This window comes from Virgibacillus senegalensis, assembly GCF_000821245.2.
Taxonomy (GTDB): domain Bacteria; phylum Bacillota; class Bacilli; order Bacillales; family Amphibacillaceae; genus Sediminibacillus; species Sediminibacillus senegalensis.
On the sequence record NZ_LN611424.1, the window covers coordinates 706,761 to 726,318 of the forward strand.

General features: G+C 45.1%; 16 protein-coding genes, 2 rRNA genes and 1 other annotated feature (1 of these 19 running past the window's edge). Of the genes, 16 read left to right on the forward strand and 2 right to left on the reverse strand.

The window, feature by feature from the left end; genetic code table 11:
- Window positions 1–43: 43 nt before the first annotated feature.
- Window positions 44–1,381: a GntP family permease gene (locus BN1067_RS07570; protein ID WP_407701354.1), complete on the reverse strand. Its 1,338-nt coding sequence runs from the start codon at window positions 1,379–1,381 to the stop codon at window positions 44–46.
- Between the two features lie 324 nt (window positions 1,382–1,705).
- Between BN1067_RS07570 and BN1067_RS07575 the strand changes: the two genes are divergently transcribed.
- Together BN1067_RS07575 and BN1067_RS07580 are read left to right on the forward strand one after the other, a co-directional pair.
- A complete protein-coding gene (locus tag BN1067_RS07575) occupies window positions 1,706–2,539 on the forward strand; it encodes a MurR/RpiR family transcriptional regulator (protein ID WP_110943373.1) in 834 nt (277 codons plus the stop codon).
- 42 nt (window positions 2,540–2,581) lie between these two features.
- A complete protein-coding gene (locus tag BN1067_RS07580; RefSeq protein ID WP_110943374.1) occupies window positions 2,582–3,343 on the forward strand; it encodes an SDR family oxidoreductase in 762 nt (253 codons plus the stop codon).
- A gap of 87 nt (window positions 3,344–3,430) precedes the next feature.
- Here the strand turns inward: BN1067_RS07580 and BN1067_RS07585 are convergent, their stop codons facing one another.
- On the reverse strand, window positions 3,431–3,952 hold the full coding sequence (locus BN1067_RS07585) for a sigma-70 family RNA polymerase sigma factor (RefSeq protein ID WP_199868488.1): 522 nt from the start codon (window positions 3,950–3,952) through the stop codon (window positions 3,431–3,433).
- A gap of 398 nt (window positions 3,953–4,350) precedes the next feature.
- Between BN1067_RS07585 and BN1067_RS07590 the strand changes: the two genes are divergently transcribed.
- The 14 genes from BN1067_RS07590 to BN1067_RS07655 all read left to right on the forward strand — a co-directional run bounded on the left by BN1067_RS07590 (window position 4,351) and on the right by BN1067_RS07655 (window position 18,474).
- Entirely contained in the window at window positions 4,351–6,465 is a 2,115-nt protein-coding gene (locus tag BN1067_RS07590; RefSeq protein WP_053218278.1) for a helix-turn-helix transcriptional regulator, read from the forward strand.
- A gap of 377 nt (window positions 6,466–6,842) precedes the next feature.
- Window positions 6,843–7,091 (forward strand): helix-turn-helix domain-containing protein, encoded by a 249-nt coding sequence (locus BN1067_RS07595; protein ID WP_053218279.1) that lies wholly within the window; start codon window positions 6,843–6,845, stop codon window positions 7,089–7,091.
- Between the two features lie 306 nt (window positions 7,092–7,397).
- Window positions 7,398–7,763: a DUF192 domain-containing protein gene (locus BN1067_RS07600; RefSeq protein WP_234400680.1), complete on the forward strand. Its 366-nt coding sequence runs from the start codon at window positions 7,398–7,400 to the stop codon at window positions 7,761–7,763.
- A gap of 23 nt (window positions 7,764–7,786) precedes the next feature.
- Window positions 7,787–7,972, forward strand: coding sequence for a Flp family type IVb pilin (locus BN1067_RS07605; RefSeq protein WP_407701355.1), 186 nt, complete (start codon window positions 7,787–7,789; stop codon window positions 7,970–7,972).
- A 66-nt stretch (window positions 7,973–8,038) separates the two neighbouring features.
- Complete coding sequence (locus tag BN1067_RS07610) at window positions 8,039–8,554, forward strand: A24 family peptidase (RefSeq protein WP_053218318.1); 516 nt, start codon at window positions 8,039–8,041, stop codon at window positions 8,552–8,554.
- Window positions 8,551–8,928, forward strand: a complete 378-nt coding sequence (locus BN1067_RS07615) for a TadE/TadG family type IV pilus assembly protein (RefSeq protein ID WP_234400646.1) — start codon at window positions 8,551–8,553, stop codon at window positions 8,926–8,928. Before BN1067_RS07610 ends, BN1067_RS07615 begins: the two co-directional genes overlap by 4 nt.
- 12 nt (window positions 8,929–8,940) lie before the next feature.
- On the forward strand, window positions 8,941–9,861 hold the full coding sequence (locus tag BN1067_RS07620) for a pilus assembly protein TadG-related protein (protein WP_053218281.1): 921 nt from the start codon (window positions 8,941–8,943) through the stop codon (window positions 9,859–9,861).
- Between the two features lie 11 nt (window positions 9,862–9,872).
- Window positions 9,873–10,823 (forward strand): Flp pilus assembly protein CpaB, encoded by a 951-nt coding sequence (gene cpaB / locus BN1067_RS07625; protein WP_053218282.1) that lies wholly within the window; start codon window positions 9,873–9,875, stop codon window positions 10,821–10,823.
- Window positions 10,824–10,845: 22 nt separating this feature from the next.
- Window positions 10,846–11,721 (forward strand): AAA family ATPase, encoded by an 876-nt coding sequence (locus tag BN1067_RS07630; RefSeq protein WP_053218283.1) that lies wholly within the window; start codon window positions 10,846–10,848, stop codon window positions 11,719–11,721.
- On the forward strand, window positions 11,666–13,096 hold the full coding sequence (locus BN1067_RS07635; RefSeq protein WP_053218284.1) for a CpaF family protein: 1,431 nt from the start codon (window positions 11,666–11,668) through the stop codon (window positions 13,094–13,096). The genes BN1067_RS07630 and BN1067_RS07635 overlap by 56 nt, the downstream gene beginning before the upstream one ends.
- Window positions 13,097–13,102: 6 nt before the next feature.
- Entirely contained in the window at window positions 13,103–14,029 is a 927-nt protein-coding gene (locus BN1067_RS07640; protein ID WP_053218285.1) for a type II secretion system F family protein, read from the forward strand.
- A 3-nt stretch (window positions 14,030–14,032) separates the two neighbouring features.
- Window positions 14,033–14,944: a type II secretion system F family protein gene (locus tag BN1067_RS07645; protein WP_053218286.1), complete on the forward strand. Its 912-nt coding sequence runs from the start codon at window positions 14,033–14,035 to the stop codon at window positions 14,942–14,944.
- Window positions 14,945–15,526: 582 nt separating this feature from the next.
- A 16S ribosomal RNA gene (locus BN1067_RS07650) occupies window positions 15,527–17,092 on the forward strand.
- A gap of 82 nt (window positions 17,093–17,174) precedes the next feature.
- Window positions 17,175–18,474, forward strand: a 16S ribosomal RNA gene (locus BN1067_RS07655).
- Window positions 18,475–18,846: 372 nt separating this feature from the next.
- Window positions 18,847–19,558: a sequence feature (most likely nonfunctional fraction of RNA operon), on the forward strand; it runs 1,950 nt beyond the window's last position.

The following is a 19,558-nucleotide window of genomic DNA, read 5'->3' on the forward strand; positions in this document are numbered from 1 at the left end:
ATATAAGGCCTGCAACCGTATAACATGTTGCAGGCCTTGCTTTCTATATAAATAAACTAAGCAGGAGCGTCATAGCAAAACCAACTAACGCAATGATCGTTTCCATTATACTCCACGATAAAATGGTATCTTTAACGTTCATCCCGAAGTAACGGTTCACAAGCCAAAAGCCGGAGTCATTGATTTGAGAAAAAATGGTTGCACCTGATGCTATCGAAATGACAATCAGTCCGAGCATCGGTCCGGTGATTGACAGGTTTGTCAACATAGGAGCTATCAGGCTGGCAGAGGTCACCATGGCCACCGTGGAGGATCCTTGTGCAACGCGCAGCGAAGCGGCGATCACGAAAGCGAGAATCAATGGGGGCAATTGAGTGGAAGCCAATTTTTCACCCAATACTTGTCCGATTCCTGAATCAATTAATACTTGTTTAAATACACCGCCAGCACCAGTCACGACCATTATGATTCCAGCTGGCTCCAAAGCTTTGTTCACCATAAAGTGTACTTCTTGTTTGCCATAACCGCGCCTTATACCGAGAAAATAGATAGCTAACATGGTGGCTATCAACAAGGCAATAATCGGATGGCCGATAAAGCTTAGTATGGAAAGAGGGAGGCCGTCGGACAGAAACATCATTGCAAGGGTTCTTATCAACATGAGAACCAGTGGAATTAAGATGATGACAGCAATTAAGGCAAAGTGAGGTAGGTCTTCCTTTTCCTCTGTTTCTGCTAAGTTCATATAATCCGGCACTTCCACTTGAATACGTTTTGCGATAAAGCCACCGAAAAGGGGTCCGGCAATTGCCATCGAGGGGATGCCTGCAAGAATACCAAACAGAACTACCCAACCCAGGTCGGCATGAATAAAATCAGCTACGATAATCGGGCCTGGTGTAGGGGGAATGTAACTATGGGTAACGGCTAATCCAGCCAATAAAGGAATGCCATAAAATAAAAGGGAACGACCTGTTTTTTTCGCAAGTTTATAAATGATAGGAATAAGAATAATTAGTCCAACATCGAAAAACACAGGGATGGCTACGAGAAAACCGGTGATACCGAGGGCCCATTGCGCTTTGCTTTCGCCGAATTTTCTAATCAGTGTACGGGCGAGCCGTTCAGCACCACCTGAGATTTCCAGCATTTGGCCGAACATTGCGCCCAATCCAATAATGACTGCAACAAAACCCAGGGTTGCTCCCATTCCCGATTGAATGGACTGGAGAATTTCGTCTGCCGACATTCCCGTACCTAAGCCAACAAATATACTAACTAACATTAGCGCGAGAAAGGCATGGAGTTTTGTACGTATAATAAAAAATAAGAGTAGGAAGATTGCAACACATGCAATCATGATAAAAATAATTCCTGGCAATAAGGCCACTCCTTTCTGGTGAAATCAATGTAAGTAAGCGTTTACAATCTTGTGGATGGATATTACCTGCAATCGAAGAAATTCTTATCTTATTATAACGAATAATCCGCCTGTCAGGGAAAAAATTTCGAATTTTGATCAACTGTTGTTAGGTGTGTCATGCAGAAAAGGCAATGGCAGTGATATCTGTCTCCACTGAGCCTCTTTGCAAGTCCGTGGATAAGGTGCATTTTGAAGAGCAAATACAGACCGAAAAAAATATTTTTCTCTTCAAAATTTTGGTATACTGTTTCTATAGGTTCTTCATGAAAAGAGGTGTTGAAAATGAGTCATTGCATTGCCAAAATCCATGCGAACTACCATCAGTTCAGTAAAACTGAAAAAAAGATTGCGGATTATATTTTAGACACACCTGAAAACTTAGTACACAAAACCATTGATCAAGTGGCAGAGGATTTGGATGTAGCCATATCCACTGTTTTTCGTTTTTCTAAAAGATTGGGTTTTAAAGGGTTCCAGGCGATGAAAATAGCTCTCGCTGCAGAAGTGGCCGAACCGATAAAAGACATTGTCCAGGCAAAAATTGAAGAAAATGATAACGAACAAGCGATAACAGAAAAAATCTTCAATACAAATATTCGTATGTTTAAAGAGACTATCCAGGTAATGGACTTTTCTTCTATAAAAAATGCAGTAAGCGTTATTTTAAAGAGTAACCGTGTCGAATTTTACGGCACGGGCGATGCTAGCATTGTCGCGCTGGATGCTCATCATAAATTCATTGGCTCCGGGATTTCTACGGCAGCTTATACAGAACCATATTTGCAAATCAAGGCAGTGTCTCAGTTAACCGATCGTGATGTTGCAGTTATCATTTCTCATACCGCAAACGACGAAAACTCATTGCAAATCGTTCAGGCAGCAAAAGAAAGAGGAGCAGCCGTTATTGCTATTACAACATACTCAAATACTCAACTCAGTCAGCGGGCTGATGTCACATTGAATGTAGTATCTGGTAGTGGTGTGCCGCCCATGGACGCCAGTTTTTTGAGGATCATTCAGTTAAGCCTGATTGATTCGTTATACCACAATGTAATCAGTATGAAAAATAGCTTTCTCAAAAACCCTATTGATAAACTCAAAAACTATTTTAAGTGAAAAAGGGTTAAAAGCGAGAAAGGCTGATATGTAAGGGGGATTATCGTGAACGACTTGTTTGACTTAACAGGGAAAGTCGCAGCCATTACGGGAGCAACTAGAGGAATAGGAAGGTCGATGGCTTTTGCATTAGCAGAGGCAGGTGCCGATATAGCCTTATTGCAAAGAAACCCCGACAACATTGATGTTCAAAAGGAATTGGAAGCATTGGGACGGAAATGTGTGATAATCCCTTGTGATTTAATTCGTATGGAGCAAGTAAGAGAAGCGATTCCTAAGGTGGTGGAGGCATTTGACAAGATTGACATTCTGGTAAATAATGCTGGGATTCAACGGCGGTCTCCTTCCGTTGATTTTTCTGAAACAGATTGGGATGACGTGATACAGGTAAACCTGAAGGTTGTTTGGTTGTTATGCCAACAAGCTGGACGTTATATGATCGAACAAGGAAGTGGAAAAATCATCAACATTGCATCGCTATTATCTTTTCAAGGCGGATTCACTGTGCCAGCCTACGCCTCGGCAAAAGGAGCTGTTGCACAAATGACAAAGGCACTGTCCAATGAATGGTCCCAACATAACGTAAATGTGAATGCCATTGTTCCCGGATATGTAGCTACAGATATGAACACAGCCCTGATTGATGATCCAGGTAGGAGCAGGAAAATTTTGGAGAGAATCCCGGCGGGACGATGGGGCAAACCAGATGATTTCAAAGGAACAGTAGTTTTTCTCGCTTCATCTGCATCTGATTATATTGATGGGCATTTATTGACTGTTGATGGAGGCTGGATGGGAAGATAATGGGCGAGCACTTCCTCGAATTTAGGAAAAGTTAGATTATATCTTTCTTACTAAATAGAAGTCCGCCGGAGAAGCATTAACCGCCGACTAATCGTCGACGGTTAATGCTTTGTCCAGTACCCTCCTTATTTTCGGCTTGGCAGCTCTCGCCCAGTTTTTGACGGCGGCAGTCGTTACCTGCTCTTTTCGCGCGATTTCTTTTACAGATAAATCCTCTAGTACAAACAACTGAAACCAGGTCATTTGTTTAGTTGTCAGCACATTTTTTAAACGATGAAGCAAAAATGGATCGATCCCAATCTGTAAGTAAGTTACTACATGCTCGGAGTTAGATTTTTCCATTCGTAAATATCTGTCTTCCTTTTCCTGTTGGCGGTTCTGTTTGCGGATTACGCTTAGCATCGCTTTCTCCATATGAAAATATGCATAGGTGGAAAATTTCCCTTTGGCAGGATCATAGGTTTCGGCCGCCTTCCACAAAGCAATTGTTGCTTCCTGGTAAAATTCTTTTTCCGGATCTCGGATGCCCCACTTATGAATCAAATAATAGATCATCCTTTCATACTCTGCTAATAACTTTTCAAAATTATCTTTTCTGAATTCGTACACCTTACCCTCAATTCCTAAAGGCGCCTCTAAGTTTATTCCGCGGTAAATCAAGCTTAATGTACGAGTCTCTATTTTTCCTCTTGCGAAAAAGGAAGTTTCCTAGTGCTGGAATTATGTTAGTCAGTTCAATTGTTACGTAATCGAAGCGATAAACGATGTTTGAACGAGTCTTTCGGCAATAAGATGACTTTTTTACTAAGCCAGAAACTAGAAGAAAGTGAGAAAGAGTATCCAGTTTTGGTAACTTTTCATTTGGGTAGATTATCTATAATCTATTTTTCCGTTCATGTAGTTGAGAGGAGCTAATAAATGAAGCAAAGTAAAAGCATATCCAGAAGCCAACTACCTATCCAACCTGTCAGCCCTGATGTCTATTCTTCTAATCGGAGGGATGATTGATGGCTCAGTCGCCGGAACTCCTGGAAAATCTCATCCAAACTTACGCTTTTCAATCCGGGTTGACCATCTTTTTAACAGATGAACAGGGGGAACGGGTTCTCTCTCCTAAAGGAACAAATGCATTGATCGAAATCCTGTTACAACAAGACGAAGCATACTTTTTTCAAGAGGTAAAAAAAAGTATGGAAGTGGAATGGAATATCTCTGCACCCATTTTTTACGATCTTATCCCTGGCATCCATTTCCTTGTGTTACCGGTACAAAACAGTGAGTATTTTTTATGGGCAGGAGGGATGGTGGAGGAGCAAAATCGTCCCTATGTTGAAGAACAGCTGGGAGGCATTGCCCAGGGGATAAACTGGGAGGAGCTTCTCCGACAAACGCCGGTTCTTACGAGAGAAAACAGGAAGGAATATTTAAACTGGTTAAATTACCTTGGGCAGCTGACTGCTCTATGTCTGAATGAAAAAAGAAAGGAAGATCCACTCCAGCTTTCTTCTAACTTACTTCATCAAATAAGTGAAGAGGATAAAAGTGATCACTCTACCGTGTTAGCGGAGTTCCTGAACCATACTTCTGATTTTGACTTTTTAGGAGTCGCAGAACAACAGAATGATATGTATCAGGTCACGCATGTAACGGGACAAGAGGCCCAATCGTTTAAGGGGGCTAACTTTTCACCTGGAGAGGGATTTTTGGGACGCGTTGCTCTTAATGGGAAGTATGCTTTACTGGAAAAGATGGATAACGATCCTCGCGCGGTATTCTTCTATCGTTATTCTTTTCGGCCAAAGTCCATGTTTTGTTCACCCGTTAAACAACGGGATGGATCCATGTTGCTTCTGTTTGGTGGAAGCTTTACTAGTCCCATCATGTCAGACGGGATGGAACGTGTAAGCAAGATGTTGGCCGCTTTTCTGGAAGTCAGGCTGCTGATTCATTCCCTGCGGTTAGAGAATGCGCAGCAGTTCAATCGATTAAGCTCCCTGGTGGAAGTATTGCAGCTGATGTCCGTTACTCCTGACTTTAAAAGAATCCTCTACATATTAGTGGATATCAGTATCAATTTAGTGGAAGGGCCTTTTTCTTGTGTCGTGCTAAAAGATAAAGATAGTAAAAAGATTCAACTGGTATCGCGAGGGGATTTTTACGGGGGGCTGCAAACCTACGCTAAAAATGTGTCGGATCGCTTCCTGGAATACACGGAAGAATCCATCTTGAACCAGGAGCCGGAAGTGCAACAAACTATAGATGGCCACAAGGTGATTGAGTGCCCGTTGTTTGATGGCGATCAATTGTTTGGCGTTTTATGTGTAGGACTCCCGCCAGAAACAGGCAGGTATTTGAACGAGCATCTTGCTTTTTTACAGACTTTATCCATTATCGGAAAGGTTTCCATCCAGCTGGCCAGCCAATCAAACCAGCATTACGATGAGGATAAAGTAGATTTACTCCAGCGGGCAACAGCTCAATTAGATGTGGAAGCCTATGTCGTTTCAAGGGAAACAGAATTGCTGGCCACCGAATTTACAACCCACCTTGGTGTGCATGCTGCCACCTCGAAAGAAGTGATTCAGGCATGCAAATTGTCTTTTTACGATGCAAACTTTATACGTGATACCATTCCAGGACTGAAGGCCGCCGATAGTTTGGAAGAAGGAAATGCCTGCAAGGAAAATCCACCATTTAATAAGAAGAAAGAAGTGAAGGAGTCGAGCAAAATCTTCGCCCTGGTTCGTTCATATGTGGATCATGGTCGTAATTTAGACAAACTGGCTCCCTTGAAAGAAATCGATGAGGAATTGCATGGCAAATTTGTTGCTTTTGTTAAAGGTAGGCTGATAACCGAACAGGAGATTACTGTTGAAGATTTGGAAGAAAAGCAAATAGGGGAATCAGCTGCCAGTGCTGTCAGAAAACATGTAAACCTTTCCCCGCGTGAACAGGAAGTGCTGGAACTTGTACTAGGTGGCTTGAATAATCGGGAAATCGCCGAGGAGCTTTATATAAGCGAGCACACAGTGAAAAACCACGTAACCAAGATCTTTCAAAAACTAGGTGTTTCCGACCGGCCGCAAGCGATATCTAAGGTTTATCAGCTCATCTATCAATAGGAAGAGAATGGAACAACCCCAATTCTATGAAATTTGCTTTTATAACGTTATCCATTATTCTGAAGTCGGAAAACGGTAACTTAGCGAAGGCAAGATACGGAGACTCCTACGGGACCAGCACGAGCTGAAAATCCCGCAAGAAAGCGATGTGTGCTTTCTGAGGAAGTTGAAGCCGTGCCCGTGGAAAGCGTAGTATCTTGACGTAGCGCTGAGAAGCGCTCATCAAACAATAGAAGGAAAGGAAGTCTATCTGGGGGGCTGGAAATAAGAAAAGCAGGGGATAGGTAATCCGTGAAATTTCCAGTAAGATAAGAGTATCCTCTTCCGAAGTATAGAGAAAAGGATAAAGGATATGGAAGCAGAGAGGAAAGGTTACAGTGGGGAAAACAGCATTAAAAATGGAATGTTCGGTTTTATTTCAAGCAAACCCTTCTAGGGCTTTAACGGTTGATGAGATACAAAGGAAGCTGAGGAAGACCAAAATAGAATTGGATCCTGTACTGACGCTGCTTATGAAACAGGGGATCGTTAAGCGAGTCGATAACAGTGGGAACGAATCTTATCGGTATCAGGAGCCGGTAACCATATTGCAGATGGACGGTACTGATCGAAAAGGACGTTCCTGAAAATCAGTTCAGGAATCCAGCCTCTCCAGATTAATAACAGGCCTTCGCCATACATAATGGCGAATGGCCTGTTTTTTTGTGCGATTCTACATTGTTTTCCACATAACAGTGCGAAACTATTGGAAGCAGGAATGCAGGAGGATATCGTCAGCCTTTCTTCCTGAATATAGGAATCTATTCTTACAAAATGCAAAGATTGAAGAACAGGAATGGCGGGGGATATTTTTTTCCTTTCCGCGGATGCATAATAAGGACTGTAAGGTTGATCAACAAAAACAAATCAGCCGGGAGGTGTAGCAGGTGAAAATGATCGATGCAGCCAGCAAGCAAGTTATCACAGAGGATGTCAAAAAAGCCTATCGCTTTTGGCCGAGGTTTAAAGGACTCATGTTAACAGAGGGGATGCCGGATCATACGGCGCTTCATTTGGCTCCTTGCCGATCGGTTCATACATTCTTTATGAAGTATAGCATTGATATCATCTATCTTAATAAACAAAACGAGATTGTCGGAATCGAAGAAAATCTAAGTCCAGGTAAACTAGGCAAGAGGTTTTCGGATGCACACTCTGTGGTGGAGCTTCCGGCAGGCAAAGTGAAAGATACCGCGATCACACTCGGACAAGAAGTGGCTTTTGTTGAGGAAACCGAAGCAATAAAACAAATCATTTAACATATATAAAGGGAGAGATTTACATGTTGGTAAATAAAATTAAAGGTCTATTCATCGAAGAAGAAGGACAAGGAATGACAGAATATGGTTTGATTCTTGGTTTAATCGCTGTTGGCGTCATTACGGTTTTAGGATTGCTTGGAGGCAATATCAAAACATTATTTACAAATCTAAAAGATGCATTACCATCTGGTACACCAGCAGAGTAATTGAATAGAAGGACCCTACCAACTGTAGGGTCCTTTTCTAAAGAAATCAAAAAACGAATGAAAGGGATGGCTGCTGTGATTGATGTTTTTCTTTTATTAATATTATTGATTTGTGTCATTACGGATATGAAAAGCCGAAAAATTTATAACAAGGTGATTTATCCTTCTTTAATTCTGGCATTTTCATTTCACGTGGCAGCTGCCGGATGGGCTGGATTTTCCCATGCTTTCCTTGGTTTTTTGATCGGCTTTGCCCTATTGCTGATTCCGTACTTTTTAGGAGGAATGGGGGCAGGGGACGTAAAGCTGCTGGCTCTGATCGGCGCTTTAAAAGGCGGAGAATTTGTGTTTCAGTCATTTTTTTATATAGCCATTGTGGGTGCAGTTATGGCGATTATCATCTTACTGGTTCGCCGTGGAGTGCTGAAGTCGGTTCTTTATTATGCAGCTAGTTTGATGAACGGAATCAGACTTCCGGGAGGCATTTCGAGAGGCTCGTTGACAGCTACGTACCCGTACGGCGTGGCTATTGCTGCGGGAGTTGTTCTCTGTCTCTTTCAGACAGGATGGCATGTTCTATGATGATCCGCAAAGAGGACGGCCAGTCGCTCGTAGAGTTTGCTCTTGTTTTGCCAGTTTTACTCATGCTGGTGGTAGGTATTTTGGATTTCGGGAGAATTCTTACTACGCATTTACAGATGGAAATGATAAGCCAGGAATCCGTCCGAATGGGCGGATTAGGGCGTGGAGATGAGGCGATCCGTTCCTATGCCATCGATCGCTTTGATGGAGATACGACTGATTTCGAGGTAACGGTGACACCGACAGAAGGCAGCAGGAAGACAGGGGATTATGTGACCGTCACCTTAACCTATAAGGAATCGTTTTTTGACGTATTAGGAGATGCTTCTATCCCTTATACGCTTCAATCCCAATCTACAATTCGGGTCGAATGAGGAAGGGATGTCATGAAAAAAATATCGAAAAACATCGCAAGACAACAAGACGGCAATGCCCTTGTCCTTGTGGCGTTAGCGATGGCAGCAGTGCTTGCTTTGACTGGACTTGTCGTTGACGGCGGCCACCTGTACTGGAATAAGGCCCACTTACAAAAAGCAGCCAATGCTGCTGCATTATCAGGCGCCCAGGAAATCGTCAACAGCCAGGAAAACATCGATAGAGTGGTAACAGAAATTCTAGAGGCACATGAGGCAGAGGGAAGTTTATTAGAAGCAACGGTGGAAAACGAGCGCCAGTTGAACGTTGTATTGGAGAAACAAGTTCCGGTATTCTTTTCTTCCATTTTCGGGGTGGAACATATCCCGATCAAGGTAAAAGCAAAGGCCGGTTTATCCCCAATGGGGGAGGCTGTCGGTGCTGTACCGCTCGGCATTGACGAATCAGTCCCTCTCCAATATGGAGAAACCTATCAGTTAAAAGTGGATGCCGGGGATTCGGCCGCCGGGAATTTTGGCGTTTTGGCACTGGAAGGACCAGGGGCCAAGTCTTATGGTGATAGTCTCATGTATGGATTCGATGACTTACTGCAGGTCGGTGATATTGTAAATACACAGACAGGGAATATCGCAGGAGCAACAAGGAGCGGTATCAATTATCGAATGGATTTATGTCCCAACTGGGAAGGCGGGACGGAATTAAGGGATTGTCCGAGAATTATGCTGGTGATTGTATATAAACCATACAGCCAGACGACGAATCAAATGAAGAGTGTAGAAATCACCGGCTTTGCTTATTTTTATGTGACAGAGAGAATGGGCAATACCGATGATTCGATTAAAGGAATCTTTATCAAACGGGCTGGAGCCGGTTCGGAAGGGCAAGGGAACCCGCCAGATCGTGGTGCATACGCGATTAAATTAACGGAGTAGGTGAACGACAGATGAAGCCAAAAAAACTATTGCTGCTTGCTCTAGCAGCAGGATTGATTACTACTATTATTTTTTATTTGTTCCTAAACCAGCTGCAGCCGACTGCCGCAGAAAAGCCGGAATTAGCAAGCGTCATAACAGCCAGTCAAGATATAGGGGAAAATCAAAAAATAACGGAAGAGGATCTTGCAGTAGTAGAGATACCAAAGGATCAAGTGCACCCTCAGGCTGTTTTGGATAAACAATTGGCGATTGGAAAAACTGCTTCAACGGACTTCAAAGCTGGAGAAGTAATGATGACACACCGGCTGGTAGAGCCTGCTGATGAAGCACTGTTTATTTCAAAAAAAGTCCAGGAAGGGTACCGCGCAGTTTCGATAAGTGTGGACTATGTTTCCTCTGTTTCCAACTTAATCGAACCAGGGGATCTGGTGGATATTGTTTCAACCGAAGCACAGGAATCTGGGGGGAAAACGGAGGCGGAATCAGAAGTGCTCTTGCAAAAAGTGAAGGTACTTGCAGTCGGGCAGCGGATGGTGGAAAGAATCAAGCCGGACAATGAGGAATCGGAAGGGCAGGATTATGTCGCCGTGACGCTGGAGCTTAAACCCAAAGATGCTGTAAAAGTCATTGAATCGAGTTCAAAATCAAGCGTGCAATTGGTCCTCCATAGCAAGCTTTTACCTGAAAAAGAAAAGGAACAAGAGCAAGCTTCCAAAAACGATGCACCGAGCGAAACGACCGTACAGACAAGTGAAGTTGTAACCCCGAATGATTCGTTGATTCGGTCGAAGCCGAATTTAGATGCACCAGTCATCGCCGTAGTGGAACAAGGTACTTCCTTGCGTTACTTAAACGATCAGGAAACAGACGAGGATCAACGACTTTGGCTGCGCGTAGAAACCCCGGAGCAAAAACAAGGATGGGTTAGCAGCAGAATTGTACAGCAAGCCAATGAGTAATGGAAAAGGAGAGCGGATAACAGTGTCAGCAAAACAAGAATACAAGAATAAAATGATTGTCGTATGCAGTGCTGTCGGCGGAGCAGGAAAAACAACCGTGACTGTTAATCTGGCAGCACTCCTGGCCCAAAACAAAATAAACACGGTATTGATGGACGGAGATCTTCAGTTTGGGGATATGTCTTTAGCGCTCGATCTAAAACCGTCCTGGACCTTAAAAGATTTAATCGAAAGAAATGATATAGAAAATGTAGTTGGTTATTATGGGTACCATTCATCAGGGATTAGGCTTTTGTCGGCTCCCGAACGTCCGGAACATGCTGATCTGATCCAGCCGGATGCGTTTATGTCGGTTGCCAGGTCTGTTTTAGCTGATAATAGAACACTCTTGATTGATACTCCTTATGGATTGAATGAGCTAAACCTATCGCTAATGGAAGAAGCAGATGAGGTGCTTATTGTATCAACGCCAGGTATGGCTGCAGTCAAAAATACAAAATTAATGGTGGAAACATTGGAGAAGCTTGGATTAAAGGAAAAGTGCAGGTTGCTCATCAATAAAGCAACCAGCTCCTCTGTATTGGATATAAAAGACATTCCTGGCTTGATGGATGTTAAAAGCGTTGTACTTTTACCGGAGGAAAAGCATCTTCCTTATACGTTTGATATCGGAAACCCTTTTGTTTTCAGCCATCCTAAGCTTCCCTTTTCCAAAGAAATGAAGAAGGTTGGGGAGCAATTAGGCTTGTTAATCGATTCCATCCAGATAACGTCACCAATAAATGATTTCTTGAAAAAAGTAAACAGGAAAGCAAGTAAAGTGAAATCAAGGAGGAATAATAATGAGTTTATTAACCAGGCTTCAATCGAAGGATCAGCAGGAAGTAAGAGCGGTTGACCAGAATATCTCTTTGGAAAAACAAACAAATGACGATACTCCGAGTGTGAATGTGACAAGGGAAGCAGACAAGCCGGTGCTGGAACCTGGTAATTTGCCCAAAAAGCCTCCGAAGTCTGTTGCTGCTGATGATTATGCAGATTTAAAAAATCTCATATTTGGTTACATCCTTAAAGAGCGAAAGGATGATGATATCGATTCGATCGTAGACGATCTGGATGGCATCATCTCGGATATTTTAAAGGAGAATGACCAGTTACAAAGCGTCAAAAACGTGGATAAATTAAAGGCAGAACTAACGAATGATTTAACTGGCTATGGCCCGATCAATCCATTGCTGCTTGACGAAGAAGTGTCGGAAGTAATGGTCAACGGACCGAACCAGGTATATGCAGAGCGGAATGGAAACCTGACATTGACGGATATTACATTTCGCGACAATGACCATGTTTTGGCGGTATTAGAGAAAATCGTGGCACCACTTGGGAGAAGGATCGATGAAAGCAGCCCGATGGTCGATGCTCGCCTGAAGGATGGATCGCGGGTTAACGCGATTATTCCACCGCTTGCCCTCGGCGGACCGACCATCACCATACGGAAATTTTCAAAAGACCCATTTACTATTCATGACTTAATCCGGTTTGGGACATTAACAGAAGAGATGGCTCTGTTTATCAAGGGTTGTGTCGAAGGCAAATTAAATATGTTTGTTAGTGGTGGAACAGGTTCCGGAAAGACAACGACCCTGAATGTATTATCTTCTTTCATTTCGAACAAAGATCGTATCGTGACCATCGAGGATGCTGCCGAGTTGCAGTTGGGACAGGAACATGTTGTTTCGTTGGAAACACGTCCGCCTAATATTGAAGGTAAAGGGGCAGTTACCATCCGGGATTTAGTGCGAAACTCGTTGCGGATGAGGCCGGACCGGATTGTTATTGGTGAGGTTCGAAGCGGTGAAGCATTAGATATGCTTCAGGCAATGAATACTGGCCATGATGGCTCTCTGGCAACAGGTCATGCTAACAGCCCGAGGGATATGATTTCCCGGTTGGAGACAATGGTATTGATGGCAGGGATGGAACTTCCCGTCAAAGCTATCCGGGAACAAATTGCCGGGGCGCTGGATGTCATCATTCAGCAATCCCGCTTGAAGGATGGCACCCGCAGAATTACCAACATCACGGAAGTCCAAGGTCTGGAGGGAGATGTAATCGTACTCCAGGACATATTCACTTTTCAACAATCAGGTTTAGATGAGGAAGGGAAAATTATCGGGAAATTGGTTCCGACAGGCATTCGTCCGCAGTTCTATGAGCGGTTGGAAAACGAGGGGATTCATTTTCCGGCTTCTATATTTACGGAAAAGGAGTAACAGGCAATGACAGGAATACTAGCTGCATCCATGTTTATCTCGATTTTTTTATTCTTATTGTTTATCGGAATCATGCAGAAACCCGATTCCTCAAAGGGAGAGAAGGAACCCAGGACACTAAAGGAAATGTTGCGATCCGGGAATAAACGATTAAAGTTATTGCTTGTTCGAAACAAAAAAACGAGTAAGAAAAAGGACCGGATAGAGCAAAGCCTGAATGCTGCAGGGGTACCGATCAAGCCGGAAGAGTATATGGTATTCCGCATTATTGCCATGTTGATTGGCGGAGGTTTGCTTTACCTGCTTTCCAACCAGTTCGTTTTATTGTTAGTCGGCTCTGTCACCGGATATTTATTACCAAGATTATGGCTGCAGCAAAAGCAAAGTAAACGAATGAAAAAGTTTAACGATGGGCTACCGGGAATGATCACATCCATCAATGGTTCGATAAGGGCCGGGTTTAGTTTATTGCAATCGTTGCAAATGGTTGCCGAAGAGGCTCACTCGCCTATCAAAGAAGAAGTGCAGTATGTTTTACGAGCCATGCAGTATGGGACGAGTCTCGATGAGGCGCTCCAAAATTGGAAGGTAAGAATGCCGAGTAAGGACTTGGATATGCTGGTGGAAGCAATCCTTATTCAGCGGCAGGTTGGCGGAAACCTTGCCTATCTTTTGGACAGGATTCTGGAAACGACAAGGGAGCGCTCACGCATTGAGAATCAAATTAAAACACTTACCGCACAAGGAAGGTTGTCCGGTTTGATCATCAGCTTGTTGCCAGTCGGATTGGGAATTATGATCTACCTCATGAATCCAAGTTATATCAGTACTCTTTTCTATGAAACAATCGGACAAATCATGCTTGGAATAGCATTGGTTGGCGGTATTATCGGATTTGTTCTTATTAGGAAAATCACAAAAATCGAGGTGTAGCAAATGTTGCTGCTGTCTTTCAGTTTTTTCTTGTTTGTTAGTCTGCTAATCTATGCGATTATAGCATTTCCTGCTGTAAAGAAAGCCCATCTCCAAAAGCGAATCGATACTTATTTAATCACCATTCCGGAGCAGGAAATGGAGGAAGAAGAAGCATCGGGATTTACCGACCGGATCATAAAGCCCTTTTGGAAAAGGATGAAAAAGGGATACCAAAAACGACTGAATAAGGAAAAAGCCACCCAGCTAGAAGTCAGGCTATTACAAGCTGGGCAACCGTTTGGATTCAATGCCGTTGAATTCAAGCTATTGCAAATTAGCCTGGCGGTTATTCTGCCTATGATGGTCGGTATAACGTTGTTTGCCATACATGCTTCCTCTATGATCAAGGTTCTCGGCATATTTGCAGCTTTAATCCTTGGAATCCTATTGCCAGGACTGTTTTTGAAAAAGAAAGCGCAAAAGAGAATGGATGCAGGTCTCAAGGATCTCCCCGACATGCTTGATATGCTGACGATCAGCCTTGAAGCAGGACTGGGTTTTGACGCTGCAGTGAGTAAAGTTGTCTCGAAAAAAGCGGGTGTACTTGCCGACGAATTTAAGGTATGTCTGGAAGAAATCCGTTTGGGCAGAACAAGGAAGCAGGCACTAACCAATCTTAGTTTACGTTTGCCTTTGGAAGAAGTTAAAGCACTGACCTATAATATTATCCAAGCTGAAAAGTTAGGGATCGGTATGGTATCGGTGTTAAAAGTCCAAACTGAAGATATTCGAGAGCAGCGCAAGCAAAAAGCGGAAGAAAAAGCCATGAAAGCCCCGATCAAAATGTTGTTCCCTCTGGTAATCTTTATCTTCCCTACATTATTTATCGTATTGCTTGGCCCGGCGATCCTGCAATTTATGGATTCTATGTGATGGTAGACTCAGGATGAGAAAAAAACTTCCTTATTATATAGTCATAAAAATTGATGTGGGTTAGAGACACTTTTATCTACTCGTTCATGTAAGGGATTTTAAGTAATTGCATTTATAAGAATTGATTTATGTAAATATAGGATGAGCAAATCAATAGCGATGGTGGGAATTTCCATCCCGAAGGTGTTGAATACTGGTTGTTCCTATGGTATATTATTAAACGCCCTACAAAAGGGAGCGCAGTTAAAAGTGTTTGGTAATCTATTATTTAGAAAAATAGTTATTGACCTCTTATTAGCTGGTATGTTATATTAATAAAGTTGCAATTGTGAATTGCACATACTTGATTAATAAAAATATGTTGGCTTCATATTGTGAACGTGTTATATTAATTAAGTTGCTGTTTTGAAGGAACAAACAATTTCTTTTGAAAGAGTTGTTGACTTTATTCTAGCAAACTGATATAATAATTAAGCTGTCGATGAGGCGGCGGACAATTTGATCTTTGAAAACTGAACAAAACAACCAGTATGTCAAGCAAGATATACAAGCTAGTTTTTGAACGAGCAAGCAAGCTCGCATTTTATGGAGAGTTTGATCTTGGCTCAGGACGAACGCTGGCGGCGTGCCTAATACATGCAAGTCGAGCGCGGGAAGCAGGCAGATCCCTTCGGGGTGAAACCTGTGGAACGAGCGGCGGACGGGTGAGTAACACGTGGGCAACCTGCCTGTAAGATCGGGATAACTCCGGGAAACCGGGGCTAATACCGGGTAATACTTTCTTCCGCATGGAGGGAAGTTGAAAGGCGGCCTTTTGGCTGTCACTTACAGATGGGCCCGCGGCGCATTAGCTAGTTGGTGGGGTAATGGCCTACCAAGGCAACGATGCGTAGCCGACCTGAGAGGGTGATCGGCCACACTGGGACTGAGACACGGCCCAGACTCCTACGGGAGGCAGCAGTAGGGAATCTTCCGCAATGGACGAAAGTCTGACGGAGCAACGCCGCGTGAACGATGAAGGTCTTCGGATCGTAAAGTTCTGTTGTCAGGGAAGAACAAGTACCGTTTGAACAAGGCGGTACCTTGACGGTACCTGACGAGGAAGCCCCGGCTAACTACGTGCCAGCAGCCGCGGTAATACGTAGGGGGCAAGCGTTGTCCGGAATTATTGGGCGTAAAGCGCGCGCAGGCGGTTCCTTAAGTCTGATGTGAAAGCCCACGGCTTAACCGTGGAGGGTCATTGGAAACTGGGGAACTTGAGTACAGAAGAGGAGAGCGGAATTCCACGTGTAGCGGTGAAATGCGTAGATATGTGGAGGAACACCAGTGGCGAAGGCGGCTCTCTGGTCTGTAACTGACGCTGAGGCGCGAAAGCGTGGGGAGCGAACAGGATTAGATACCCTGGTAGTCCACGCCGTAAACGATGAGTGCTAGGTGTTAGGGGGTTTCCGCCCCTTAGTGCTGAAGTTAACGCATTAAGCACTCCGCCTGGGGAGTACGGCCGCAAGGCTGAAACTCAAAAGAATTGACGGGGGCCCGCACAAGCGGTGGAGCATGTGGTTTAATTCGAAGCAACGCGAAGAACCTTACCAGGTCTTGACATCCTCTGACCCCTCTAGAGATAGAGGTTTCCCTTCGGGGACAGAGTGACAGGTGGTGCATGGTTGTCGTCAGCTCGTGTCGTGAGATGTTGGGTTAAGTCCCGCAACGAGCGCAACCCTTGACCTTAGTTGCCAGCATTCAGTTGGGCACTCTAGGGTGACTGCCGGTGACAAACCGGAGGAAGGTGGGGATGACGTCAAATCATCATGCCCCTTATGACCTGGGCTACACACGTGCTACAATGGATGGTACAAAGGGAAGCGAAACCGCGAGGTGAAGCAAATCCCATAAAACCATTCTCAGTTCGGATTGCAGGCTGCAACTCGCCTGCATGAAGCCGGAATCGCTAGTAATCGCGGATCAGCATGCCGCGGTGAATACGTTCCCGGGCCTTGTACACACCGCCCGTCACACCACGAGAGTTGGCAACACCCGAAGTCGGTGAGGTAACCTTTTTGGAGCCAGCCGCCGAAGGTGGGGCCAATGATTGGGGTGAAGTCGTAACAAGGTAGCCGTATCGGAAGGTGCGGCTGGATCACCTCCTTTCTAAGGATATACGAAAGGCGAAAGCAACCGGTTAGCGACGTACAAACTGGACTGAACCGAAGGAGATAAAGGAAACACAGCGAACTATGTGAGCTGATGTTGACTTATCGTACGGAGGTGAGGGAAGTTGTGCTAGTCGCTGGATGCTGGAGCTGGACANTGAGACACGGCCCAGACTCCTACGGGAGGCAGCAGTAGGGAATCTTCCGCAATGGACGAAAGTCTGACGGAGCAACGCCGCGTGAACGATGAAGGTCTTCGGATCGTAAAGTTCTGTTGTCAGGGAAGAACAAGTACCGTTTGAACAAGGCGGTACCTTGACGGTACCTGACGAGGAAGCCCCGGCTAACTACGTGCCAGCAGCCGCGGTAATACGTAGGGGGCAAGCGTTGTCCGGAATTATTGGGCGTAAAGCGCGCGCAGGCGGTTCCTTAAGTCTGATGTGAAAGCCCACGGCTTAACCGTGGAGGGTCATTGGAAACTGGGGAACTTGAGTACAGAAGAGGAGAGCGGAATTCCACGTGTAGCGGTGAAATGCGTAGATATGTGGAGGAACACCAGTGGCGAAGGCGGCTCTCTGGTCTGTAACTGACGCTGAGGCGCGAAAGCGTGGGGAGCGAACAGGATTAGATACCCTGGTAGTCCACGCCGTAAACGATGAGTGCTAGGTGTTAGGGGGTTTCCGCCCCTTAGTGCTGAAGTTAACGCATTAAGCACTCCGCCTGGGGAGTACGGCCGCAAGGCTGAAACTCAAAAGAATTGACGGGGGCCCGCACAAGCGGTGGAGCATGTGGTTTAATTCGAAGCAACGCGAAGAACCTTACCAGGTCTTGACATCCTCTGACCCCTCTAGAGATAGAGGTTTCCCTTCGGGGACAGAGTGACAGGTGGTGCATGGTTGTCGTCAGCTCGTGTCGTGAGATGTTGGGTTAAGTCCCGCAACGAGCGCAACCCTTGACCTTAGTTGCCAGCATTCAGTTGGGCACTCTAGGGTGACTGCCGGTGACAAACCGGAGGAAGGTGGGGATGACGTCAAATCATCATGCCCCTTATGACCTGGGCTACACACGTGCTACAATGGATGGTACAAAGGGAAGCGAAACCGCGAGGTGAAGCAAATCCCATAAAACCATTCTCAGTTCGGATTGCAGGCTGCAACTCGCCTGCATGAAGCCGGAATCGCTAGTAATCGCGGATCAGCATGCCGCGGTGAATACGTTCCCGGGCCTTGTACACACCGCCCGTCACACCACGAGAGTTGGCAACACCCGAAGTCGGTGAGGTAACCTTTTTGGAGCCAGCCGCCGAAGGTGGGGCCAATGATTGGGGTGAAGTCGTAACAAGGTAGCCGTATCGGAAGGTGCGGCTGGATCACCTCCTTTCTAAGGATATACGAAAGGCGAAAGCAACCGGTTAGCGACGTACAAACTGGACTGAACCGAAGGAGATAAAGGAAACACAGCGAACTATGTGAGCTGATGTTGACTTATCGTACGGAGGTGAGGGAAGTTGTGCTAGTCGCTGGATGCTGGAGCTGGACAGGAATAGCTTTTTCGAGCTAAAGATAAGACATACTGGTTCGTTTGGTTCAGTTTTGAGGGATTAAAACCTCAAATGATCTTCTGTTAAAATCCGTCACGTCCTGTGACGAACACAGAAGTCACCACCTCGTGTGGAAGCTTGTACCTTGAAAACTAGATAGGAAATGCAAGACATTCAACGACATTGAAGTAACACGTCATTCACGAACGATAAGTTAAGTGAAGAAGGGCGCACGGTGGATGCCTTGGCACTAGGAGCCGATGAAGGACGGGACAAACACCGATATGTCTCGGGGAGCCGTACGTAGGCGTTGATCCGGGAATTTCCGAATGGGGAAACCCCCTGCTCGTAATGGAGCAGGACGCTTATCTGAATTCATAGGATAAGCGAGGCAGACCCGGGGAACTGAAACATCTCAGTACCCGGAGGAAGAGAAAGCAAATGCGATTTCCCAAGTAGCGGCGAGCGAAACGGAAACAGCCCAAACCAGAGAGCTTGCTCTCTGGGGTTGTAGGACACTCCATCGGAGTTACCAAGAAACAGTTTAAGCGAATCGATCTGGAACGATCAGCCAAAGAAGGTAAGAGCCCTGTAACTGAAAGATTGTTTCCTCCGGAGTGGATCCTGAGTACGGCGGAACACGAGGAATTCCGTCGGAATCCGGGAGGACCATCTCCCAAGGCTAAATACTCCCTAGTGACCGATAGTGAACCAGTACCGTGAGGGAAAGGTGAAAAGCACCCCGGGAGGGGAGTGAAAGAGAACCTGAAACCGTGTGCCTACAAGTAGTCGAAGCCCGTTAATGGGTGACGGCGTGCCTTTTGTAGAATGAACCGGCGAGTTACGATCTCCTGCAAGGTTAAGTTGAACAGACGGAGCCGCAGCGAAAGCGAGTCTGAACAGGGCGATTTGAGTAGGGGGTCG